Origin of the sequence: uncultured Arthrobacter sp. (genome assembly GCF_902805515.1) — a bacterium.
In the GTDB taxonomy this organism is placed as follows: Bacteria; Actinomycetota; Actinomycetes; order Actinomycetales; family Micrococcaceae; genus Arthrobacter_D.
Genome location: NZ_CADCTE010000046.1, coordinates 28,359 through 50,289 on the forward strand (window position 1 = coordinate 28,359; position 21,931 = coordinate 50,289).

The 21,931-nt window shown below is 67.9% G+C and carries 27 protein-coding genes; 14 read left to right on the top strand and 13 right to left on the bottom strand.

Going from position 1 to position 21,931, the window contains the following annotated elements:
• Positions 1-20 precede the first annotated feature (20 nt).
• Positions 21-818 carry a TIGR02569 family protein gene (locus QZX79_RS03855; RefSeq protein ID WP_294564912.1) on the top strand — a complete coding sequence of 266 codons (798 nt, stop codon included), beginning with the start codon at positions 21-23 and terminating at the stop codon, positions 816-818.
• 121 nt (positions 819-939) lie between these two features.
• Here the strand turns inward: QZX79_RS03855 and QZX79_RS03860 are convergent, their stop codons facing one another.
• Entirely contained in the window at positions 940-1,449 is a 510-nt protein-coding gene (locus tag QZX79_RS03860; protein ID WP_294564915.1) for a GNAT family N-acetyltransferase, read from the bottom strand.
• Between the two features lie 89 nt (positions 1,450-1,538).
• Positions 1,539-2,372, bottom strand: a complete 834-nt coding sequence (locus QZX79_RS03865) for an alpha/beta fold hydrolase (RefSeq protein WP_294564920.1) — start codon at positions 2,370-2,372, stop codon at positions 1,539-1,541.
• 43 nt (positions 2,373-2,415) lie between these two features.
• Here QZX79_RS03865 and QZX79_RS03870 point away from each other — a divergent pair, with 43 nt between their 5' ends.
• Complete coding sequence (locus QZX79_RS03870) at positions 2,416-2,793, top strand: hypothetical protein (RefSeq protein WP_294564923.1); 378 nt, start codon at positions 2,416-2,418, stop codon at positions 2,791-2,793.
• Positions 2,794-2,879: 86 nt separating this feature from the next.
• Here the strand turns inward: QZX79_RS03870 and QZX79_RS03875 are convergent, their stop codons facing one another.
• Positions 2,880-3,458, bottom strand: coding sequence for a GIY-YIG nuclease family protein (locus QZX79_RS03875; protein ID WP_294564925.1), 579 nt, complete (start codon positions 3,456-3,458; stop codon positions 2,880-2,882).
• 198 nt (positions 3,459-3,656) lie between these two features.
• On the opposite strand from QZX79_RS03875, the gene QZX79_RS03880 reads away from it, so the two are divergent.
• Positions 3,657-4,379 (top strand): AAA family ATPase, encoded by a 723-nt coding sequence (locus tag QZX79_RS03880; protein WP_294564991.1) that lies wholly within the window; start codon positions 3,657-3,659, stop codon positions 4,377-4,379.
• Between the two features lie 98 nt (positions 4,380-4,477).
• Here QZX79_RS03880 and QZX79_RS03885 read toward each other — a convergent pair whose 3' ends face one another.
• On the bottom strand, positions 4,478-5,245 hold the full coding sequence (locus QZX79_RS03885; RefSeq protein ID WP_294564928.1) for a nucleotidyltransferase domain-containing protein: 768 nt from the start codon (positions 5,243-5,245) through the stop codon (positions 4,478-4,480).
• Positions 5,246-5,304: 59 nt separating this feature from the next.
• Positions 5,305-5,970: an SDR family oxidoreductase gene (locus QZX79_RS03890; RefSeq protein WP_294564930.1), complete on the bottom strand. Its 666-nt coding sequence runs from the start codon at positions 5,968-5,970 to the stop codon at positions 5,305-5,307.
• Positions 5,971-6,164: 194 nt separating this feature from the next.
• On the opposite strand from QZX79_RS03890, the gene QZX79_RS03895 reads away from it, so the two are divergent.
• Complete coding sequence (locus QZX79_RS03895) at positions 6,165-7,901, top strand: ABC-F family ATP-binding cassette domain-containing protein (protein WP_294564932.1); 1,737 nt, start codon at positions 6,165-6,167, stop codon at positions 7,899-7,901.
• A gap of 3 nt (positions 7,902-7,904) precedes the next feature.
• Here QZX79_RS03895 and QZX79_RS03900 read toward each other — a convergent pair whose 3' ends face one another.
• The 3 genes from QZX79_RS03900 to QZX79_RS03910 all read right to left on the bottom strand — a co-directional run bounded on the left by QZX79_RS03900 (position 7,905) and on the right by QZX79_RS03910 (position 9,947).
• Entirely contained in the window at positions 7,905-8,594 is a 690-nt protein-coding gene (locus QZX79_RS03900; RefSeq protein ID WP_294564935.1) for a GAP family protein, read from the bottom strand.
• Entirely contained in the window at positions 8,564-9,073 is a 510-nt protein-coding gene (locus tag QZX79_RS03905; RefSeq protein WP_294564938.1) for a TetR/AcrR family transcriptional regulator, read from the bottom strand. Before QZX79_RS03905 ends, QZX79_RS03900 begins: the two co-directional genes overlap by 31 nt.
• A gap of 91 nt (positions 9,074-9,164) precedes the next feature.
• Positions 9,165-9,947, bottom strand: a complete 783-nt coding sequence (locus QZX79_RS03910) for a trans-aconitate 2-methyltransferase (RefSeq protein ID WP_294564941.1) — start codon at positions 9,945-9,947, stop codon at positions 9,165-9,167.
• Between the two features lie 185 nt (positions 9,948-10,132).
• Here QZX79_RS03910 and QZX79_RS03915 point away from each other — a divergent pair, with 185 nt between their 5' ends.
• Positions 10,133-10,921 (top strand): pentapeptide repeat-containing protein, encoded by a 789-nt coding sequence (locus tag QZX79_RS03915; RefSeq protein ID WP_294564944.1) that lies wholly within the window; start codon positions 10,133-10,135, stop codon positions 10,919-10,921.
• Between the two features lie 130 nt (positions 10,922-11,051).
• On the opposite strand, the gene QZX79_RS03920 is transcribed toward QZX79_RS03915, so the two are convergent.
• Positions 11,052-11,453 (bottom strand): VOC family protein, encoded by a 402-nt coding sequence (locus QZX79_RS03920; RefSeq protein WP_294564947.1) that lies wholly within the window; start codon positions 11,451-11,453, stop codon positions 11,052-11,054.
• Between the two features lie 250 nt (positions 11,454-11,703).
• Here QZX79_RS03920 and QZX79_RS03925 point away from each other — a divergent pair, with 250 nt between their 5' ends.
• The 4 genes from QZX79_RS03925 (at position 11,704) to QZX79_RS03940 (ending at position 14,294) form a co-directional block, all read left to right on the top strand.
• Positions 11,704-12,432, top strand: coding sequence for a GAF and ANTAR domain-containing protein (locus QZX79_RS03925; protein WP_294564950.1), 729 nt, complete (start codon positions 11,704-11,706; stop codon positions 12,430-12,432).
• 53 nt (positions 12,433-12,485) lie between these two features.
• Positions 12,486-13,325, top strand: coding sequence for a sigma-70 family RNA polymerase sigma factor (locus QZX79_RS03930; RefSeq protein WP_294564953.1), 840 nt, complete (start codon positions 12,486-12,488; stop codon positions 13,323-13,325).
• 117 nt (positions 13,326-13,442) lie between these two features.
• On the top strand, positions 13,443-13,679 hold the full coding sequence (locus QZX79_RS03935; RefSeq protein WP_294564956.1) for a hypothetical protein: 237 nt from the start codon (positions 13,443-13,445) through the stop codon (positions 13,677-13,679).
• A gap of 234 nt (positions 13,680-13,913) precedes the next feature.
• A complete protein-coding gene (locus QZX79_RS03940) occupies positions 13,914-14,294 on the top strand; it encodes a VOC family protein (RefSeq protein WP_294564959.1) in 381 nt (126 codons plus the stop codon).
• A gap of 17 nt (positions 14,295-14,311) precedes the next feature.
• On the opposite strand, the gene QZX79_RS03945 is transcribed toward QZX79_RS03940, so the two are convergent.
• The gene (locus tag QZX79_RS03945; RefSeq protein WP_294564962.1) at positions 14,312-14,779 is read right to left on the bottom strand and encodes a hypothetical protein; all 468 of its coding nucleotides are present in this window, start codon (positions 14,777-14,779) and stop codon (positions 14,312-14,314) included.
• A gap of 561 nt (positions 14,780-15,340) precedes the next feature.
• On the opposite strand from QZX79_RS03945, the gene QZX79_RS03950 reads away from it, so the two are divergent.
• Entirely contained in the window at positions 15,341-16,753 is a 1,413-nt protein-coding gene (locus tag QZX79_RS03950) for a glycosyltransferase (protein ID WP_294564965.1), read from the top strand.
• Entirely contained in the window at positions 16,750-16,971 is a 222-nt protein-coding gene (locus tag QZX79_RS03955; protein ID WP_294564968.1) for a hypothetical protein, read from the top strand. Before QZX79_RS03950 ends, QZX79_RS03955 begins: the two co-directional genes overlap by 4 nt.
• Positions 16,972-17,008: 37 nt before the next feature.
• Here the strand turns inward: QZX79_RS03955 and QZX79_RS03960 are convergent, their stop codons facing one another.
• Positions 17,009-17,776, bottom strand: coding sequence for a GAF and ANTAR domain-containing protein (locus QZX79_RS03960; protein ID WP_294564970.1), 768 nt, complete (start codon positions 17,774-17,776; stop codon positions 17,009-17,011).
• Positions 17,777-18,070: 294 nt separating this feature from the next.
• Here QZX79_RS03960 and QZX79_RS03965 point away from each other — a divergent pair, with 294 nt between their 5' ends.
• Entirely contained in the window at positions 18,071-18,802 is a 732-nt protein-coding gene (locus tag QZX79_RS03965; protein ID WP_294564973.1) for a GAF and ANTAR domain-containing protein, read from the top strand.
• Positions 18,803-18,869: 67 nt separating this feature from the next.
• Here QZX79_RS03965 and QZX79_RS03970 read toward each other — a convergent pair whose 3' ends face one another.
• On the bottom strand, positions 18,870-19,091 hold the full coding sequence (locus QZX79_RS03970; RefSeq protein ID WP_294564976.1) for a hypothetical protein: 222 nt from the start codon (positions 19,089-19,091) through the stop codon (positions 18,870-18,872).
• Between the two features lie 330 nt (positions 19,092-19,421).
• Here QZX79_RS03970 and QZX79_RS03975 point away from each other — a divergent pair, with 330 nt between their 5' ends.
• Both QZX79_RS03975 and QZX79_RS03980 read left to right on the top strand, forming a co-directional pair.
• Positions 19,422-20,084, top strand: a complete 663-nt coding sequence (locus QZX79_RS03975) for a DUF6766 family protein (protein ID WP_294564978.1) — start codon at positions 19,422-19,424, stop codon at positions 20,082-20,084.
• Between the two features lie 159 nt (positions 20,085-20,243).
• Positions 20,244-21,434 carry a glycosyltransferase gene (locus tag QZX79_RS03980; protein ID WP_294564980.1) on the top strand — a complete coding sequence of 397 codons (1,191 nt, stop codon included), beginning with the start codon at positions 20,244-20,246 and terminating at the stop codon, positions 21,432-21,434.
• Positions 21,435-21,488: 54 nt separating this feature from the next.
• On the opposite strand, the gene QZX79_RS03985 is transcribed toward QZX79_RS03980, so the two are convergent.
• Positions 21,489-21,931: hypothetical protein (locus QZX79_RS03985; RefSeq protein ID WP_294564983.1), on the bottom strand; the 443-nt coding region annotated here is incomplete at its 5' end.

Sequence of the window (21,931 nt, forward strand, 5' to 3'; positions counted from 1 at the left end):
GCCATCACTAGGATCGGAGAATGATGCCTCCGCAACCGGTCCTTGATGCCTTCGGGATCGCCGGGCCCCTGAAGAAGCTGGAAGGGGGGAAGGGCTCCGCCTGGCTGGCTGACGGCCTCGTCCTCAAGCCCCGGGACCTGCTCCCTCAGGAACTCGAGTGGCTGGACACGAGAGCACGGGAACTCAGCCACGGCGGGCCGCTCCGGCTGTCCCTGCCGGTACGAAGCACCGCGGGGAACCTGAGTGAGGAAGAGTGGGTGGCCTACGGCTACCTCCCGGGCGAGTACACGAGCGGCAGGTGGCTTGAGAAAGCCTCTGTGGCGCTCGCCTTCTCCGGCCTCTTCACCGGTGAGCCCCGTCCACCGTTCCTGGATGAGAGGAACCACGCATGGGCCGAGGCGGACCGCTTCGCGTGGGAGGAGACTTCGGCGCTCGGTGGGCAGGAGATCCCGTATGTGCCCGAGCTCGTTGCCGCCCGACGACCGGTCGACGGCGTGCCCTGCATCATCCACGGTGATCTGACCGGCAATATCCTGGAGCACCCGGGCGGGGTGCCGGCAGTGATCGATCCGACCCTCTACTACCGGCCTGTGGATTATGCGGTTGCGATTATTGCCGTCGATGCCGTGTGCTTCGAGGGCGCGTCCCTGTCGCTGTTGGAGTCGATGTCGCCGGGGCAGGCGTTTCCCCAATACCTTCTTCGCGCATTGCTCTTCCGCATCGTCACTGACGCGCTCAACCACCGGCAGGAAGCGGCCTTCGGCGCCTACCGCCACACGGTCGAGCGTGTGCTCGATCGAGCGGCTTCGCACCGTTGAAGCCCTTGTGGCCCGCCTGCTGCGCTCGCAGGCTCCGGTGGCGTGCCGGCCGTCACCGGCAGTACGGTACGGGTCGCGGGCCCCTGGCCGTTTCCCGGCAGGGCGGCCAGGAGGGTGAGCTTCAAGTGCGGGAGAGCGGTCCGGGGAGCCGGACCATGCGCAGATCAAGGACTCCTCCCTCGATCTTGCTGCCGCCGTCGAGTTCGAAGCCGTGTTTTCGGTAGAACGCCTGGGCCCGCGGGTTCCGCTCGGCGACCCACAGCGTCGTCCCTTTGTCCGGGTCGATCACGGCGTGGAGCAGGTCGGTTCCTGTCCCGGAGCCGTGGTGTTCCGCGAGGAGATACAGCACGTAGAGGTGCATGAGATCCGGCTCCTCATCCGAGGGCCCGGCCATCGCGAGGCCGACGAGCGGCCCGCGGTGCTCGGCGACGGCGACGCGGTTGGTGGCCCACCGCGGCTCGGTGAGGGCGTTCAGCCACTGGCGTTCCCGGGCTGCAGGGAAACCAGGATCATCGAGTACCGCATCGGGCACGAGGCCGCGGTAGGTCTCCTGCCACGACTCAACATGGACCCGCGCCATCGCCTGGACGTCCTCGACGCGCGCAGCACGGACCCCAATTCCCTTGGACATACGAGGAGCATAGGGGACCGCGTGGATTTCGGAGAGTACGTGCGCAGGGCGCCGGCCCGAAAGCCGGCGCCCCGTGTCAGCGGTCCCCGCTAGCTGGCCAGGAAGCGCAGCAGGACCTCGTTGATCTCGGCTCCGTGCGTCCAGAGCATGCCGTGCGGCGCGTCCTCGATCTCGACGTACTCCGCGGAGGGGAGGCGCTTGGTGAACTCCCGGGCGGTGGCGTCGATCGGGAGGATGCGGTCGTCGGTGCCGTGGACGATCAGGGCCGGAACGGTGACCTTTTCGATGTCCGAGCGGAAGTCGGTGAGCCACGAGTCGACGACGGCGAAGGAGGCGTACCAGGACGCGCCGGAGGCCACGTTCCAGGCGCTGCGCAGGGCTTCCTCGCTCAGGCGGTTGCCGAGGAAGTTGTCCGTGTTGAAGAAGTCGTTGTAGAAGTTCGTGAACCAGGCGTACCGGTCCTCGATGGCGGCGGTGCGGATGCCGTCGAACACGGTGGAGGGAACGCCGGTGGGGTTGTCGTCGGTCTGGAGCAGGAATGGCTCCAGGGATGCGAGGAACGCGGCCTTAGCGACCCGGGCCTCCCCGTAGGTGCCGATGTAGCGGCCCACCTCGCCGGTGCCCATCGAAAAGCCGACCAGGACCACGCCGTTCAGGTCAAGGGTTTCAAGGACGGTATTGAGGTCGGCGGCGAAGGTGTCGTAGTCGTATCCCGTGGTGGGCTTGCTCGACTTGCCGAACCCGCGGCGGTCATAGGTGATGACCCGGTACCCGGCGTTCAGGAGGGCGGCTGACTGCTTCTCCCACGAGCCGCCGTCGAGGGGATAGCCGTGGATCAGCACGACGGGCTGTCCCGTCCCATGGTCCTCGTAGTAGAGCTCGATGTCAGTGCTGTTCTCGGTGCCGACTTTGATAAAGCCCATGTGCTATTTCCTTCTTTTGATGTGAGAGAGGGGTCCTCCTCTCATGGCGTTTGCATCGTCTCATCGACAATTCGGCAAGCAAACGATCGGTCGAATTTTACGTTTTATGACCGCTCGCGTGTCGGCATGGACGAACTCCAGACGGCTGCAGGCGTGTCGCTCAAAAAGCTTTACGCCGAATTTCCCCGAGGTCGCGGCCTACGCCAGGGAACATAAGGAAGCGTTCCAGCGATATGTCGCCCGGCTCGCACAGGAAGCAGGCGCGCCCGCGCAGTTGGCGCCGCAGCTGTCCATCCTGGCGGAGGGAGCGCAGACGACCGCCGCCATCGCGGGCAGCACCGACGCAGCACTGCAGGCACGGGCGGCGGCCGAGGTCCTGATTGATGCCGCCCTGTCGTCCCGGACCGCCGCAGCTGACTAGGTGCGGCTTCGGCTGCACCCTCCGGTGTGTGAGGCTCTACGGCGGCCGGGCCCCGGCGGGCGGCTTTGACCCGGGCCTGGGCGGACTCACCCCCGCAGGGCGGCCGCCTCTCCCACCCAGCGGGCATAGCGCGCCCAGGGGTCGTCGACGCCCGCGGCCAGCGTGCGGATGTGTTCCTCGAGTGCCGGTGCCGGCTCGAACCACTCGGAGCGGTTCAGGCGCCAGCGCGCAAACTGTTCGTGGCGGCGGTGCTCGACGAGCCGGTCGCCCCGCTCGAAGGCCAGCACCTCGTCATGCCAGAGCCGGGCGAGCCGTTGGCGCGGGTTCGCCGTCGTGCCGATCTTGATCCGGTCTTGGAAGCGGATGTAGTAGACGACGTCGACCCGTGGGGGCGGCAGGTCCCCATCGGGGGCGTCCCCGACGCGCCATTCGCAGGCCGCGCAGACCCATCCGGAGGGGTACTTTACGCCGATCCGCGACCCGCAGGCCAGGCAGGGCCCGGGCAGGACGTCGGTGCGGCCCATCTCGGTATCCGCCCAGTCCAGCACGGCGGCCAGGTGGGCGGGGCAGAGCGGAAACGGGGAGTCGCCTGCGGGCCTGGCGCAGGGGCGCCCGTCCCCGCCGGGCAGCACGCAGTGGCGGTCGCTCGGCGCGGAGTCGTACATACGTTCGATTCTGTCGCCCGTGACTCCCGTGCGCAAGGCGGGGCGGGTGGCGCGCAGGGGCGACCGTCAGGGCCACAACCCGACGGCGGAAATTCCGGTGGCGGTTCCGCGTCCGGCATCGCCGTGTCCGAATGGTCAGGGTCGTGCGGGGAGTCCCGTGCCGGGTCTGCGACGGCCCTGGCCGTGTCACACTGGCGCATGAGACTCAAGCAGTACCCGCTCCGAGCAGTGAGTGAGCACGAGCTTAACAGGTTGGACCGAAGCGTCTGGCCGGCGACTCTCGCCCCGGTCCGCCAGTTGCTCGACGACGGACTGGACCTCGCACCGGCCACCGTGCTGGTGGGGGAGAACGGCTCAGGGAAGTCCACGATCATTGAAGCGCTCGCCCTGGCGTACGGACTCTCCGCCGAGGGAGGATCAACCGGTGCCCGGCACAGCACCCGCGCATCGGAATCCGCGCTCGCCGAGCATCTGCAGCTGATCCGCAATGCAGGTGCGGCCCGGCGCGGGTACTTCCTGCGCGCCGAGACCATGCATGGTTTCTACAGCTACCTCGAGGCGAACCCAAGCCTGTACCGGCCCGACCTCACCTTCCACGAGATGTCCCACGGGGAATCCTTCCTGCAGCTTGTTGGGGACCGTTTCAAGGGTCCCGGACTGTGGATCCTGGACGAACCGGAATCGGCGCTGTCGTTCTCGGGATGCCTGGCGTTGTTGGGCATGCTCAAGGACAAGGTCGCCACGGGCAGGTCCCAGGTGGTCATGTCAACCCACTCACCGCTGCTCGCCGCGCTGCCGGGCGCACGGATTCTGGAACTGGGGGAGTGGGGCTATCGCCGCCGGGAGTGGGACGAGCTGGACCTCGTGATCAACTGGCAGCAGTTCCTCTCCGCTCCGCAGCGGTATCTACGGCACCTCTGAAGGCGGTCGTCACGACGTCGGTCCACGACGTCGTCCGCTTCGTCCTGTCCCGCTCACTGGCTTCCCCACGTTTTCGACCGGGGCGGGCGGAGCGTGAGCTAGGCGGTCCGGGCGGCTTCCAGTGCTGCCGCACAGAGGCTTCGCGTCGCCTGCACGGTACGGACGAGGGCCCCGGGGGCCGGACCGGTGCTGTTGAAGATGCCGTCGATGGAGGCGATTCCGGCCCGGGTCAGGAGCGTTTTCTCGTTTGAGGGCCACTGACCCCGGGCGGCAAGGACGGCGTGTGCGGCGTGGGCGGCGGCCTGTGCGGTCAATCCGAGGCACAGTGCGAAGCGGCCGGCCCTTGCATGGGCATTTCCGGCGTAGTTGAAGAGGTGGCTGGCGGAAGCCCACCAGGCCTCGGACGCGGCCACCCGCAGCCTGTCGGGGTAGATGGGCCGTGGAAGCTCTCCGTGCAGCACCCGGTTCACGCTCAGCTCCCCGACGACCAGGTAGGAGGGGATGCCTGCGAGGTGGAACAAAAGGGGCTCCACCCGAAACCTGCCGTGTTCGGCCTCGGACATTTCGTGCTCGACGGACACCAGGTCCCGGTAGTGCACGTCGACCCGCCTCCCCTCGATGGTCAGCCAGGCGCCTCCATTGAAGACGCCACCGCCCCACCCTCCGATGTCCGACACCTCGCCCGGCCATCCGACGTTGCGCAGGTCCTCGGGGTCGAAGCGGCCGCGGTAGTAGAGGCCGAGATCCCAGTCGCTGGAACCGGTGTGCGTTCCCTCTGCGCGTGAGCCGCCCAAGGCCACCGCCTGCACCCCGGGCAGGGAGGCAAGGGTGTCCACGACCGACCCAAGGAAAGCGGAGTCATCCATGCCCGCAGTCTATGCAGCAGCGGCGGGTCCTGGCTGGACCGTGTTGACGTCCGGCCCGGTCAGAAGCGGGCCGAGAAACCTCCGTCGGCAAAGAGAAGCTGCCCGGTGATCCAGCGCCCCTCCGGGGAGACAAGGAACGAGACGACGCCGGCGATGTCGGCGGGCGTGCCGAGGCGGCCCAGGGGGTGGTGGGGCGTGAGGGTGTTGCGCAGGTCCTCATTCATCCAGCCGGTGTCGATCGGGCCCGGGCTGACGACATTGGCGGAGATCCCGCGCGGGCCGAACTCGCGGGCCGCGGAGATGACGATGCGGTCAAGGGCTCCCTTGGAGGCGCCGTAGGGCAGATTGCCGGTGGTGTGGTCGCTCGTGAACGCGATGATGGCCCCGCCGCTGGGTGGTGCCTGCCGGGCGAAGGCGGCGATCAGCAGCAGGCTGGCGCGGGCATTGACCGCGGTGTGAAGATCGAAGCTCTCCGGGGTGGTGTCCAGGATCCCCGTTTCCACATCGTGGGCGTGGCTCAGGATGAGCGTGCTGACCGGCCCGCGGTCCCGCGTGACGGCGGCGAAGAGTTCGTCGGGGCCGGTCGGTCGGGACAGGTCGCAGGGGTAGTCAGTGGTGTCCAGGTCGCTGGTGGCTACCTCCCACCCGTCGGATTTCAGCCGGGGCACGATCCCTGCGGCGATGCTGTTGCTGCGGGCGGCTCCGGTGACAAGGGCAAGAGGCATGCCTTCTACGGTAGTCCAACAACAGGTCGGCCCGGCTGGGCCATGGCGGAGCCGCATTGGCGCCGGCGGTGCCCCGCCCTTGCGCCCGGTGATCCCCGTGTGCCTATAGTTGGTCCATGTTCCTGTGATCCTCGTTCTTCTCCTGAGTCCGCGGCCGGTGCCCGGTGGGAGGTCGACCGACGTCGAGGATCCCCATGACCACTTCTTTCTTTTCCCGTCCCGGCCGTGCCGCTGCGCATCTCGGGGTTGAGGGCATCTCAATTTCGTTCGGCGCCCGGCGCGTGCTCACCGATGTCTCCTTTACCATTTCGGCGGGCCGGACCGGTGTCATCGGGGACAACGGATCGGGCAAGAGCACCCTGCTGCGCATCCTCGCCGGCCTGCTGGCGCCCGATCGGGGAACGGTGTCGGTGACGCTTCCCGGTGTCGACCGGCCCCGCATCGGGCTGCTGCACCAGGAGCCTCCCTTCGGGCCGGCAGCATCGATCGCCGAAGCGCTGGAATCCGCCGTGGCTCCCGTCCGCGCGGCCGCCGACGCGGTCACCGCCGCGGGGCTGGCTCTTGCACGGCGCCCGGATGATGCGGCGACGGCCACCGGCTATGCGGAGGCCCTGGCGGCCGCGGAGCGGATCGGTGCCTGGGATGTGGATGCCCGCATCGCGGCCACGGTGGCGGGGCTTGGCCTCGCGGGCCTGCCGTCCCACCGGAAAACCGGGCAGCTCTCCGGGGGGCAGCGCTCACGCCTGTCCCTGGCCTGGCTGCTGCTGAGCAGGCCCGACGTGCTCCTGCTGGACGAGCCGACGAACCACCTCGACGACGACGCCGCCGGCTACCTACGCAGTCTGCTGGTGTCGTGGCCGGGACCGGTACTTATCGCCAGCCACGACCGGGCGTTCCTTGACGAGGTGGTGACGTCGCTTCTCGACCTTGACCCCGCGCCGCTGCCCCATGCGGTGGCCGGGCCCCTGGTCGGGGACGGCGATGGAGCGGCCATCGGCGTGGTGCGGTTTACGGGCACGTACACCGAGTATCTCCACGCCCGCCTCGATGCCCGGGAGCGATGGGCCCGCCAGTACCGCGACGAACAGGCGCAGCTCTCGCGGCTGCGGGCCGCGGCCCCGTCCAACTACGTCGTGGGACATGAGGACTGGTCGCCGCGGTCCGAGGCCCGCAGTTCGGCCAAGTTCTACTCCGACCGGAACGCCAAGACGGTGTCCCGCCGGGTCAACGACGCGAGGGCCCGCCTCGAGGTCCTTGAGGAGCGGCAGATCCGCAAGCCGCCCAGGGAACTTCGCTTCCAGGGGCTCACCGCCGGCAGGGGTTCGGGACCGGGCCTGCAGCACACCGGGCCGGTCCTTACGGCTGCGGGCGCCGCCGTCACCGGCCGCCTCGGTACCACCTCGCTGACCCTCAGCGCGGGGGAGAAGGTGCTGATCACGGGGCCCAATGGATCGGGCAAATCCACGCTGCTGCTCCTGCTCGCCGGAGCGCTCCTGCCCACCACCGGAACCGTCACCGCGGCACCGTCCCTGCGGACCGGCCTCCTGGCCCAGGACGTCGACCTGCCCGACCTCCGCAGGCGGGGGCACGGACGCACGACGCGGCGGGCCTACGAGGACCTTGTGGGGGAGGCGCGCGCCGCACAGGTTCCCCTCCGGGCCTTCGGCCTCATTGCACCGCGGGATGAAGACCGGCCGGTTGCGGCGCTCAGCGTCGGTCAGCAGCGCCGGCTCGCGCTGGCCGTGCTGCTCGCCGACCCGCCCGACGTGCTGCTGCTCGACGAACCCACCAACCATCTCTCACTTTTCCTGGCCACCCAGCTGGAGGCGGCGATCCCGGACTACCCGGGCGCCGTCGTCGTCGCCTCCCACGACCGGTGGCTGCGCCGCACCTGGAAGGGGGGCCGGCTCGGCCTCACCGGGGTGCGGTGAGGCTCAGGGCCACAGCGCGATGGCGAGGACTCCGGCGGCGAGGAGGATGAGTGCAAGGGCCGCGGGGATCGACCGCTTGAGGGTGCCCGTGGAAAAGCGGTCGTAGACGGACTGAAGGCGGGCCCGGACCTTGCCGCCGTGAGCCATGCCGAGCGCCAGGAGGATCAGGCAGGGGACGCAGTACACAATGGCGTATCCGGCGAGAACCAGCAGGCCCGCGGCCAATCCGGTGTCGGCGTCGATCAGGCGCTCTATGGCGATGAAGTAGGGGAAGGCGTTGGGGAGGTCAGCGCCGGTCATCAGCACCCCGAGAGGGAAGGCGGTCCCGACGCCGAACCAGGACGGCAGATTGACGCCCTTCCGAGGGCGGTCCTTCAACCGCCGAATGCCGGCCGTGAGGAGGGCGGCCGCGGCGACGAGGAAGACAATCCGCCGCAGCCAGATGAGGCCGTCTCCGACCGCGCCCGCTGCCGCATCGGCGCCGAGGAAGATCGCGGCTCCCAGCACGGCAACGGTGCTCATGGCGCCCAGGACGAAGGTGATGGCCGAGGCCAGCGGCCGCGTGCGCACCGTCAGGAGGATCAGTGTGATCGCCACGATTGTGACGGGATTGAAGGAATCCGCGACGGCGAGCCCGGCGATGGCGGCCAGCAGCCCCCCGCTCACTCCCGGCCAGCCCTCGGCTTCAACCACTCGAGCACCGATTCTAGCGGCGGCAGCCGGTCGCCGGTCACCGAGTTCATGACCATGCCGTCCCCCAGGAGCCGGATGACGGCTGCCGCCACCGGGTCGCCCACCTCGTCGGCGATCAGGCGTTCCCACCGCTCGGTAGCCTCCGCCGACCGTCGAAGCAGGGCCTCCGTCGTCGAGCCGGAGTCGGTGAAGGACACCAGCAGGGCCCGGTACAGGTCGGCGTCCTCGCGCGACATGGACAGGCGCAGCCACGTCTCGGTCACGTTCCCGCCCTCGGCCGCGGCGGCCAGTGCCTCGTCCATCGCCTCGATGGCCTGGGCGGCGATGCCGTCAAGGAGCGCGGCCCTTGAGCGGAAGTGATGCATGAGTCCGCCCTTGGAGACCCCCGATGCCGCGGCCACGGCGTCAAGGGAGGGGACGGAACCGGCTTCGATGGCGAGCCGCCGTGCCGTCTGCAGGATGCGTTCCCGATTGCTCATGCAGGAACTTTAGCACAGAACCGACCGACTAGTCGGTCGGTTCTGTGGAACGAGAAAACTGCGCCCCGCCTGCGGACGCGCCCCCGCTGCGCTACGGGAAGGCTGCGCGTTCCACCACAATCAGCGGCGTGACGTAGTGCTCGGTGACGCTGCCTCCTAGGTCGCGCACGGCCTGGGTGGCCTCCTCGACCTCCGCCGCGCTCCAGTTGCTGAAGGTGCTGAAGAGGCCGTGGACCTCATCGGCGCCGAGCACGATGCTCCACCGAAAGGTATCCGTTGAGACTTCGGCGAACAGTCCGCCCGCGGTCAGCTCCCTCACCCATCCCGCGGTATCCAGTTCGTCGGGGCCGGGCCTCGCCGGAGCCGCGCGCCGTCTTCCGACAATCTGCCCGGTCCGCTCGCGGAAGCGCGTCCTGACGGTCGGATCACCGAAGGCCGTGCGCCACACGGCGAAACTGCTGCCGGGTACCAGGGCGCGGTGCAGCTTCGGCAGGACGATTTCGAGATTCAGCCAGTGCACGGAGGTGGCCGCCACGGCCAGATCGAAGCCGGCCTCCGGCAGCTCGGCCTCTTCGGCCGTGCCGGTCAGCACGGTGACCTGCGGCAGGCGTGCGCGCAGCCTCCCGGCGAGGTTCGGGCCGGGTTCGACGGCCGTCACGCTGAGCCCGGCCTCGACCAGGGCTGCCGTCGCCTGCCCGGAGCCGGCGCCCAGTTCGACCGCGCGCTTGCCCGGCATCATCAGGCCAAGGTCGCGCAGCCGCTCCCACAGTGCATCCGGATAGGGCGGGCGGAATCTCTCATACGCCCCGGCCCACCGGTCAAAGTGCATCGGATCGACCATTGGATTTCCCGCCTCCATAGGCAAATTCTCCATGGCGTCCGCCTTTTTGTCGGTGTATTTTGACGGCAGTGATACTCCAATTTTCTCTGTGAGCCAGAGTTCAAGCGATTGCTTGCCGCTCCATGGAGGGGCGGTGAATCTGTGTGTCCCGGGAGGCAGCTCCGCAAGGAGCTCCCCGAGCCTCCGGCCCCTCACCGACATCACCCCTGGAGAATCTCATGCGCCCAGCACCAACCTCTTCCATCACGGACACCCCGCCTTCCCTTGACCGGCGCTCCCTGCGTCCGGACTGCACAAATTGCTTCGCCCTCTGCTGCACCGCCCTTGGCTTCTCGCGGTCCGCGGACTTCGCCGTCGACAAGCCGGCTGGAACGCCCTGCCGGAACCTCGCGTCCGACTTCTCCTGCACGATCCATGGGGCCCTTCGTCCGCGTGGCTTCCGCGGCTGCACCGTCTTTGACTGCTTCGGGGCGGGCCAGCAGGTCTCCCAGCGACTGTTTGGAGGAATCAGCTGGGCTGCGGACCCGGACTCGCGGCGGGACATGTTCGCCGCGTTCAACACCGCGCGGCAGCTTCACGAGATGCTCTGGCATCTGGTGGAGGCACAGGGCCGGACCTTCGACCCGGAGGCCCGGCAGCGGGCGGGCCTGCTCAGGAGGACAATCGAGGCGGCCATGGGCGGCGGGGTGCGGCAACTTCTGGGATTGCATGTCGAGGAAGTGCATGCCAGTGTGCGGGCGGTCCTGATGGAGATCAGTGAGGGAGTGCGGGAGTCCTACTCCGCAGCGGGCCGCGAGCATCTCGACGCCGCGCTGGTGCCCGGCGCGGACCTGATCGGCAGGAATCTGAGGTCGAGGCGGCTGTGCGGGGCGGACCTCCGCGGTGCGTATCTGATCGCGGCGGACCTGAGGTTCAGCGATTTCTCCGGCGTCGACCTGCTTGGAACCGACCTGCGCGACGCCCGCCTCGACGGCGCGGATCTCTCCCAGGCCCTGTACCTGACCTGACCCAGTCCCAACTGGAGGCAGCCGGGCCACCCGCCTCCCGGCCGACCTGAAGGTGCCCGCCCACTGGGGGGGACAGCTGAGGGAGATCGACGGGCCGGCCGCCGGGTACGACCCGGCCCGGTCCAGACCCTTACTGCCCGGGTTCGTACCCGATCAACCAGTGGACCCCGTGACGGTCGACGACCTGGCCATCGGAGGCGCCCCACGGCTTCGGCGAAAGCGGGTCGATGACCTCGCCGTCGTCCGCGAGCCGGTCGAACCACCCGTGAAGCGTGTCCGGTTCAGCAGTGCCCAGCAGGGAGAGCATCACGCCTTCAAACCGGACACTCTTCTCACCGGCTGCCGCATCGGACCCGGCCAGATCGACCGCGCCGCTGAGCACTCCGTGCGCGATCGCGTCCGCAGGTCCATCGGTCCGGCCGAAGTCCTCGAAGGTGTGAAGGGAGAGCGTGCCGCCGAATACGTCGGCGTAGAAGCCCAACGCTTCACGCGCGGTGCCGGGGAAGCTGAGGTAGATCTGCGGGGCCGTCATGGCCACAGTCTACAAAGCCGCCGCTGCCGCGGAACCCTTGCGGGGGTGCTGGTGCCGGCACCGTGAAACGCGGGCCGTTCGACGCCGACCCCGGCTTCGCCCCGCGCCGGTTGAAACCCACGGCGCCGATCCCCAAACGGGCGCGGTGCGGCGTATGGTTGGTCGTGTCGCTTAGCAGTGGGCGTGGTCGTCCCCGCTGCGCCTCAAGGCCCATGACGCACGGTTTTGCTTAGCAACCGGAGGAGTCCTGATGGCGAACCCCAAAGCGGCGATTGAACCGGAGCGGGGGTTCTCCGCGCTCCTCGACGCCGTCGTTCTGGAGAGCACGGATGTGTCGGAATTTCTCACCGATCTCTCGGTGCTGGCCGCGGCACGGCTTTCTCCACCGGGCACGGAGCTCGAATGCAGCACCACGCTGATTCGCCCGCGGAAGGCCGGGACGGTCGCCGGCAGCAGCCCGCGTGCCGCCCGGATGGATGAGTTCCAGTACCGAGCGGGTGAGGGGCCTTGCCTCGAAGCGGCCAGAACCCAGCAGACCGTCTACGCCGGGGATCTCGGAAGGGAGACCCGTTGGCCCGGGTACCGGAAAGCCACCGCCGGCAGCGGGATCGGCTCGGTGCTCGGGGTGCCCATTCCCCTCGACGGGGAGGCTGCTGCCAGCTTGAACCTGTACTCCGCCTTCCCTGACGGCTTTGACGCGAAGGCGCGCCAAGCCGCGGAATCTTTCGCCCGGCAGGCCTCCCGGGCCCTGCGGCTCGCCGTTCGCATCGCGGCCCTGACGGATACGGCCCAGAACCTCCGGGTGGCCATGCGGTCGCGCACCACCATCAACCTCGCCGCCGGGATCGTCATGGCCCAGAACCGGTGCAGCCATGAGACCGCGATCGATATTCTGATGAAGGCATCGAGTATCCGGAATACCAAACTCCGTGAAGTGGCCACCGCGGTTGTTGCGTCGGCCGCGCAAAAGGGCCGCTGAACGGCTGGCTTCCGTCGTTTCCCTCCGCCTCGGACCCGCATAGGGTGAACCTCATGGACCCGATTGAGCAGTTCGAGGCGGAGCGCCCCCGGCTCGTCCGCATCGCTGCCGGTCTGCTTGATGATCGAGCCGAGGCTGAGGACATCGTCCAGCAGGCCTGGCTGCGGTTCGACGGCACGGGGGCCGAGATCGCCAGCGTGCCCGCCTGGCTCACCGTCGTGACGACACGGCTGTGCCTGGACCGTCTCCGCGCCAAGGTTCCCGAGCCCACCGAACCGATGGAGCTGCACGAAGCGCAGTTTGCGCCGGACCCGGCCGAACGGGTGGCGCTGGCCGATTCGGTCGGAGTCGCGCTGCAGGTCGTCCTCGAGCGCTTGTCGCCCGCGGAGCGGGTGGCGTTCGTGCTGCACGACACCTTCAGCGTGGACTTCCATACCATCGCGTCCGTCCTCGACGTCTCCTCGATGGCCTCCCGCAAGCTCGCCTCACGGGCGCGGTCGAAGGTGTCGGCGGCGGCGCCGCAGGGGACGCCGGCCGACTGGGAAGTGGTCGATGCCTTCCTGTCCGCCGCCAGGGGCGGCAACTTCGCACGCCTTGTCCACCTCCTGGCACCCGACGTCCTGGTCACCGCCGATGCGGAGGCCATAGCGGCTGGTACTCCCCACCGGCTCGAGGGCCGGGATGAGGTCGCCGCGATGTTCGACGGCGCGGCCAAGGCCGCCCTGCCGGTCTTCCTTGGAGATCGTCCCGGCGCGGCCTGGTTCCACCGCGGCCAGGCCCGCGTGGTGTTCGACTTCACCATCGCGAACGGGGTTGTGCAGGCGATCACCTTCCGCGCGCAGCCGGACGTGCTGGCAGCCCTGACGCGGCGTAAGGCCGCTGCGCGCAGGTAATCCGCAGGCTGCCCGAACTTTCAGTGCCCGGTGGTCACATCTGCGGCGCGGCATCCGTCATAGAGATAGGACCCGCGATGCGGTCCCGGATCGAACCGACAGAAGAAGGAACCCGCGATGAAAACCATGACCTGCAAGCAACTCGGCGGCCCCTGTGATCTGGCGCTGAGCGGAGACACCGCCGACGACGTCATCCAGGCCCAGGACCGGCACCTCCGCGACGCCGTGAAGTCCGGCGACTCCACCCACCAGGAGGCCCACGAAGCGATGAAGGGCCGGTGGAGGAATCCCGTCAAAGGGATGGGGTGGTACCGCAACACCAAGAAGGCCTTCGCATTGCTTCCCGAAGGCTGAGACAGCCAGGCGCCGGCGCGGAACACGGAGAATGGCCGGAATGGCCGTTCACCGCGTTCCGCCCCGGACCCGCCCGCTCCCCGACACGGCACCCCGGGGTTGGCCCGGAGCCCATCCCGCGCGAAGATGGGGAAGTCATCGTGACGCCCCCGGAAGCGGTTCCACGGTCATCGGCACGGACGTCGTTGCCTGTTCGACGGCGTTGGACCGCGCAGCCGACAACGAGGAGCCCCCATGCACCGCAGCCGCCTGTCCACGATCCTGATCGACACCCCGTCCGACCAGGCCGAGGCGAGCACCAGCTTCTGGTCGAGCGCGCTTGGGGTGCCGGCCCAGAGTCCGCCCGGGGAACCGCAGTTCCGAACCCTGCAGGACTGTGTGCCGAACCTGGTCGTCGCCGTTCAGTCGGTCGAGGACGTGGCCCGCTACCACGTGGACATCGAGACGGATGACGTCCAGGCGGAGGTGGCCCGGCTGACCGCCCTGGGCGCCATGGAGGTGTCGAGCTGGCAGGGGTGCCACACCCTCCGTGCCCCCGGCGGCCACCTGCTGTGCGTCATTCCGGTCCACAGCGACGAGGAGACGTTTCGTGCCCTGGCCCGCACCTGGCCATGACACCGCGGGCGGCGTGACTACAGGGCCGCGGCCGTGAGGCTGTCGAAAAACCGCGACTTGTCCGCTTCGACGTCCGTGCTGGTCCGCTTTAGGTGGTTGTACTGCTCCCGTGCCGCGGCACTCCGTGCCATCCGTTCCCAGGACCGGACGAACCTCAGGTCGTGTTCGGAACCGACAACGGTGACCGCCACACCGACCGGAGGTGTGGAGGCCCTCTCAAAGACGGCGAACCAGGAGGTCCAGATCTCCGTCCGGGCCGCAGCGAAGAGGCCCGGAAGCCGGGAGCGCGCCACCGGGAAGTCCTCTGCCGTGACCCGGAGGTGAAGGTCGATATCCCCCTTGGTGAGAAGGCCCGCCAGGCTGCTCCCGCCGGTCAGGAACAGGTCTCCCGGCACTCCTTCGGCGATCAGTTTCCTGCGCTCCTCGGCGAGCGCGGCGACCGCCTGACCGACGGTTTCCGGGGTGGTGAGTTGCCAGCGGGTCACGGCGTTCTCCTTTCGGCCGCACAACCACCCACGGGAACCGCGGGGTGTGCACGATAGGTCGGTTTCTCCAATTCTGCCCGGTCGTGGGAGGGCGCGGCTCCGCGGCCGGCCGGGTGCATCCCAGACCGCCTCCGGCACACCGGCGGAGGGACCCGACGGCAGGGCCAACCGCTCGTCGGCGGAGAGCCGCGGCCCGCTTTGCCGTGGCTGTGTGGCGGAAAGGGATGCAGTTCGATACCGTGAGCAGGCCGGGAAGGAAGTACCCGCCGCACCGCTGGGGTGTGGGGCGGACTCGGCAATCCGAGAAGCTGCGGTCCGCAGCGCGTGCGAAAAGGTCTCAATCTCATGAATGTTCAGGCGCTTCATCCTGCCCGTATTGGCGCCCGGCCGGCTGCCGGCTGACGCTCCGTGGACACGACGAAAACCCAACCGCCCCGCACTCCGGCACCGCGCCCGCGCCGGCAGTCGGCTCCTGATTCCACCACCACGCCCTCGGGGGAGGGGACGTCCTCACGAGGGACCGCTTCGGGCCCGGCAGCGAGAGGACGCTTCCACCGGACGGTGGGCCTGGTCATCGCCGTGCTGGCAGCCGGAGCGGCGGCCGCGCTGTGGGCAGCCGTCGCCGTCGGTGGGCCGTCCCAGGTGGAAGGTCCGGCCAGCGGCGTCATCCTGGGGTTGTGGCGCGTGCTGTACAACACGGACACGCCTCCGGTCCGCGTGCTGGCCATCGCCATGGCCCTGGCGGTGCTTCTGGCGGCCGGCGTGGCGCTGCTGGAACACCGGATCGCGACCCGGTCGCGGCGTTCGGCCAACCCGGTCAGTACTCCGCTTGCGCCGCGGATCGTGATGGCCGCGACGAGGGGTGTCTATTCCGGCCCGGTCAGCGTCACCGTGCTCATCCCGGCGCACAACGAGGAGGCCTCGCTGCCGGCCACGATCGCATCGCTCCGGACCCAGTCGCACCCCCCGGAGCGGATCATCGTAGTTGCGGACAACTGCACCGACGCCACGGTCACGCTGGCCCGCCGTGCCGGGGTGGAGGTGTTCGAGTCGGTCGACAACACCCGGAAGAAGGCCGGTGCCCTGAATCAGGTGCTCACCCGGATCCTCCCGTCCCAGGGCCTCAACGACGTGGTCATGGTCATGGACGCCGATACCCGGATCGACGACGGATTCCTCGCGGCGGCCGTACAGCGCTTCACGGATGACCGGGCGCTGATGGCGGTCGGCGGCCTGTTCTACGGTGAGCAGGGACACGGACTGCTGGGCCAGTTCCAGCGCAACGAGTACATCCGCTACAGCCGGCAGATTCGGCGCCGACGGGGACGGGTGTTTGTCCTGACGGGGACGGCGTCGCTCTTCCGTCCTGCCGCCTTGACAACTGTGGCCGAGCAGCGGGGGATCTCAATCCCCGGCACCAACGGGGACGTCTACGATACGGCGGCCCTCACCGAGGACAATGAGCTGACGATCGCGCTCAAGTCCCTGGGCGCGCTGATCATCTCCCCGCACCAATGCACTGTTGTCACCGAACTGATGCCCAACTGGTCCATGCTGTGGGCCCAGCGGCTCCGGTGGCAGCGCGGGGCCCTTGAAAACATCGGCGCCTACGGCGTGACGCCGCAGACCCTGCGGTACTGGGTGCAGCAGCTCGGAATCGGGTACGGGGTCATTGCCCTTGGCTCCTACCTGCTGCTCGGACTCCTCATGGTGCTTTCCCTCGATGAGTGGGTCTGGTTTCCGTTCTGGCTGGGCCTTGGCGCCCTGTTCATGGTCGAACGGGTGTGCACCGTCTGGAAGGGCGGGTGGCGTGCCCGCCTGCTGGCCGTGACGCTCCTGCCCGAACTCTGCTTCGATATGTTCCTCAATGTCGTCTACGTCAAGGGCATCATCGATATCTCCCTTGGCCGTGCCGCGGACTGGAAACATGTACCCCATGCCAGCGCACTCGATGGACAGGAGGCGGCATTGTGATTGGTGCACTGCGCGTTCCCAACGGGGTTGTCTTCCCCGAATCGATCCTGCACACCGAACTGTTCGCCGTCCTGGCCACCTTCGTGGCTATCAATACCGTCATGTACGCAGCGCTGGCCATCGTGAAGGTGCTGCCGAAGGTCGACGCACCGGGGTGGCTTCGCTCCCGGGGGGAACGCAGCGAAACCCGCAGCATCCACCCCGACATGCCCTCCTGAACCTGCGTAGTGGAGGCACCGGCTCGAGTACGCGCTCTCAGCTGTCGAAGTGGGTCGTCGGCGCCGACCCGCCCGTGGAAGCAACCACCGCGGCCGCGACGTCACGCAGCTTGATATTTCGCGCGCTGGAGGCGGCTTTGAGGATAGTCATCGCTGCCTCTTGGCTGCACCTGTTCTGGGCCATGATGATGCCAACGGCAAGATCGATCGTGGTGCGGGAGTCCATCGCAGCCTTGAGGTTCTCGCCGGTCTCGGTGAGATTTGCTATCCGGATGGCCAGACGGAGGGACCGCGAGGCGTCGCGGGCGAAAAGCGCGGCCGCCTCCCGGTCTCCCTCGTCGAATGCGTCGGGAGCCGTGGAGTAGAGGTTCAGGCCGCACGCCGCGTTCCCCTCCAGCGGGATGGGCACGGCAAGCACCGAGCGGATACCCTGCCCGACGGTGGCGGCGTGATACTCGGGCCATCGAGAGTCCCGTCCGGTGTCTTGGACGTAGACGGTCACGCTCGTCCGGGCCGCCGTCAGGCAGGGCCCGTCGCCGAAGGCATATTGGATCTCATCCATGCTTTGTGCCTGGGGACTGCTGCTGGCAACGGTCCCGGTCCTGCGCGGGCGCAAGAGCGTAATCCCGCAGAGGACGTCGTGCTGTGGTCCTGCGAGATGGCTGGCCGCCAGCACCGCCAGATCATTGAGGAATTCCTTGACGTCGGAACTATCAAGGACTAGATCCTGCAGGAGTGCTGGGATCTCTTGCCGGGTGGGGTCGGCGGTCACGAGGTCATTAAGGGCGGGTATGTCGGCGGTCATGGCAATCCTATTGTTGGCGCGCCGGGCACGGTCGCGCCCGTGATCTCAAGGCAGTATTCAGGCGAGATACCCTGGGGCGTTTGTGCCGCCCGCTGCTGAACGACCTTCCCAAGGATACGCCGGTCGTTGAGCATCGGCCGCTGCCCGTCGGCTACCTGCGTAATTCCGCCGGCACTACGCCGCATTCAGGAATGTTCTGCACTCGGGGAAATTCTCCTTCAGGTTCCCCGCCGGGCGCTATCGAAAGGCGTAAGGTCTGGAGTGGATGACGACCCGCAGGGGGAGGCTGCGCACATGGAACAACAGGCTATGCCGGAGGCCGGTGACGACCTCTATTTATTGATTCTCTCAACCGACGGAGTGCTCGATTTCCTCGAGGAATTCACCCGGTTCACCGTTGAGCGCCTCTCGCCCCCGCACACCCGGCTGCTGTGCGGCCTTACCCTGATCCGGCCTCGACGGCCGGTCACTGTGGCCGCGGACGGTGATAGGACCCGGCAGTTGGACGAGATCCAATATGCCCATGCCGACGGGCCCTGCCTGGAGGCCTGCCGCACCTCGTCAAAAGTTCTTGTCGCGCGGGTGAGCACCGAACGGCGGTGGCCCGAGTACATGGCAACCGTTGCGGACGATGGCGTTCGATCCATCCTGGCCGTGCCGTTCGACCTCGATGGAGCCGGTCAGGCCGCCCTCAACCTGTACGCGGAGGCTGCCGGGGTCTTCACGCCGGAGGTGATCGCCATTGTTGAGGCCTTCGTGGAGCGCACCTCGGGGGCGCTCAAGCTCGCCGTGCAGGTCGCCAAGCATGCCGAAACCAACCTCGACCTGCAGGCGGCGATGGGATCACGAACTACGATCGATCTCGCTGCGGGAATCCTCATGGGGCAGAACCGGTGCAGCCAAGAGGATGCCATCGCGCTTCTGCGCCGTGCCTCAAGCAGCCGGAACATGAAGATGCATGACATCGCGGCCGCAGTCGTCGCCGGTATCACCCCCACGGCACCCACGACCCACTTCGATCACTAGCCCAGCATCGCAGTTGACGGGACGACGCTGGTTCCGCTTGGTTCACCACACGCGACCGAGCAGTCGTCTAGGGCGCACTGTCGGCACGCCGGATGCTGGCCTGCACATCGCGCGCTGTGTTGGCAAGCTCGGTCCAGGAGATGCCGTGGCCCGGGCTCCAGTACGCGCTGATCCGCCGGTCCAGTTCGACGGCGAGGGCTTCGGTGTCCAGCGCCGCGGCAACCGGGCGGACATCACGTACAGCCTGGGCCAGCGCATCGCACAGCTGGTCGTAGACGGGCCCACTCATGACTGATCACCACTATCGAGGGCGGCTGAGCCGGGCGGGAAGTCGGGGCGAGGCGCGAATGCGGGTGCAGGGGCTGGCATGAGATCTCCATGAAGATCGGTGTCACGGCCTCCTGCTCAACCGCACCTAAGAATCTAGTCCCGTTCTTCGCAATCGTAAAGCTCAGAATGCTCAGCCGTCTCAGGGGGCTGCCTCTGCCCCAAGGTGCCAGCACGGCGGGAGCCACTGACCGGTATGGCGTCAAGAAGCATCGGTCCCACGATTCCGCTATTACCGATCATCAGCAGGCTGATAATTGTAGCGAGGATGGGGGATGCGAGAAGGAGCGTCATGAAAACCTGGATGAGGGATCACGGGCTGCTGGTGACCAACGCCGCTTTGTTCGTTGTCTTTTTCGCCGGCATGGTCATCAGCGGCGTCTATTCCTACAACGAGGACCAACTCGCGCACGGCCAGCCGCCCGTGAGCCTGCTCGAATACCTTGGCCGCGGGGAGTTCATGGAGGCAACCTTCGAGAACTGGGAGTCGGAGTTCCTGCAGATGGGGATGTACGTCGTGTTGACGGCTTATCTGTTCCAGCGGGGGTCCTCGGAGTCGAAGCTGCCGGGGGAGCAGGAGCCCCAGGATGAGGATCCCCGTGAGCACCGCACGCGGCCGGACGCGCCGTGGCCGGTACGGCGGGGAGGATGGGTTTTGAAGATCTACGAGCATTCTCTGTCCAGCCTGTTTTTTCTCCTGTTCCTGCTCTCGGTCGCCTTTCATGCGATCGGGGGAAGCAAGGCCTACAACGAGGAACAGCTCGTCCATGGGGAGCAGACGGTCTCGGCGCTCGAATATGTCGGAACGTCCCGGTTCTGGTTCGAATCCTTCCAGAACTGGCAGAGCGAGTTCATGGTCATCGCCCTCATGATCGGGGCCTCGGTCTACCTGCGCGAGCGCGGGTCCGTGGAGTCCAAGCCAGTGGCAATGCCGCATTCCAGTACGGACACCTAATCACTTCGCACCGACCCTTACAGGCCCGAAACCAGTCCGGTGGACGCGGTCTTGCCGTCCCGCGATGAGGAGCGGAATGCTTAGGTCACCGGGGGGATCGGGCTGCAGTAGGTCGACCCATTCCGCTGAGGGGTGGTCGAGGATCTTCAAGGGGACGCAGTGAGAATTTTGCTGGTGACGGCGGGGACGCGGGGCGACGTCGACCCCTTCGCAGTGCTCGCCCGTCGGGCCTTGCGGGCAGGGCATGAGGTGCGCCTTGTAGTTCCCGACAATTCCGGTGTGGATACCTCGGGCATCGATGTCGCCAGTCTGGGTGTCGATTACAGCCAGTGGATCGAGCATCAAGGCGTTTCCCTTGGCGCCGCGCTTCGCTCGTACCGCTCGGTGGTGCGCCCGGCCATGCGCCGCGTCATGATCGAGTCGGCGAAAGCGGCCCTAAAGTATTCCCCTGACGTGCTGGTGGCGCACCCGAAGATTCTTTCGGCGCCGCTGGCTGCCGAGGCGCTCGGGATTCCCTTCGTATGGGTGGAGCTGGTGCCGGTGCTGACCCCAACGCGCGCGTTTCCCGCCGCGGGAACCATCAGCCGGAATCTGGGCCCGCTCAACCGGTTCACCTACCGGGCGGCTGCCGGGGGCGCGGCCATGTTCCGCCGGGATCTGGCCGAGGTGGCGAAGCTTGTCGGTAACCGAGGCGGCCGCGCTGCGCCGGCGGCGGCGACGCTGATGCCTATCAGCCCGGCGATCCTGCAGCGCCCTGCGGACTGGCCGGCCACTGTTCACCTCACCGGGCCGTGGCGACCGCAAGCGACAGGAGTCCTCCCCGGCCACGTCGCCGATTTCATTGGAGGTGGGGACTTTGTCTATGCCGGGTTTGGTTCAATGGCTGCCGGGGATCCAGTGGCCCGGGCACGGGAGGTGGTGGGCGGTATCCGCAGGACCGGTGTGCGTTCCCTTATAGCTACCGGTCTTGGCGGCCTGTCCGTTCCCCCTGAGGTGCTCGGTGAGGATGTGCTCGTGACCGATTCCGTAGCCCATGACCTGGTCCTGCCCCTGGCGGGGGCTGCCGTGCACCACGGTGGGATCGGGACCGTTCAGGCAGCGCTGGCAGCCGGAACGGTGTCGGTCATCGTGCCGTTCATTGCAGACCAGCCCTTCTGGGGAGCACGGATTCATGAACGCGGACTCGGGCCGGCGCCGATTCGACAGCGTGCACTCACCTCGGACCGCCTTGCGGCCGCCCTGTGGCAGGCGGAGGAGTACCGTCCGGCGGTGCAACGGACGGTACGCGCCATGGCGGCTGAGGACGGGCCGGCCGCTGCTGTGGACATCATCGAGTCACTCCACCGCTGAGCCTGGTCGGTGGCTTTGTCGGCGCCCTCGGTCGGGCAGGGACGACGCACGCTTCTACGGAGGGGAGTCGTCGGCGTCCACGTCGCCACGGAGGCCGAGACCGCGTAGATACAGCGGGTCACCGGCCACTTCGAAAGGGCGTTGACCAACCATGAAACCCAACGCCTGAAACCCCTGTTCGAGTTCGGGTGCCTCCCGCGGCCGGAGCGGCCGTGCCCCAAGCGGTCGTGGAGACAGAATCCGCAGCGGTGCGCCGACTGGTCCACTTGTCCGTCCCCGCAACTGCTGGAACAGGAACCCCGAATCGGTGAGGGCGAGGCACCCCGCCCTCCAACCGCTGTTTGGAGCGATTTCTGCCTCGTCGGGGTAGCGAACGACCGCTTCAATGACTCCCCGGGCAATATTGGCGTCAATGCGGCGCAGCCGGTGCTTCCTCCCTGCCCTGCGCACCAGCAGGGCAGACACGAGGGCCGGCACCACGGCAACCGCCGCTGCGC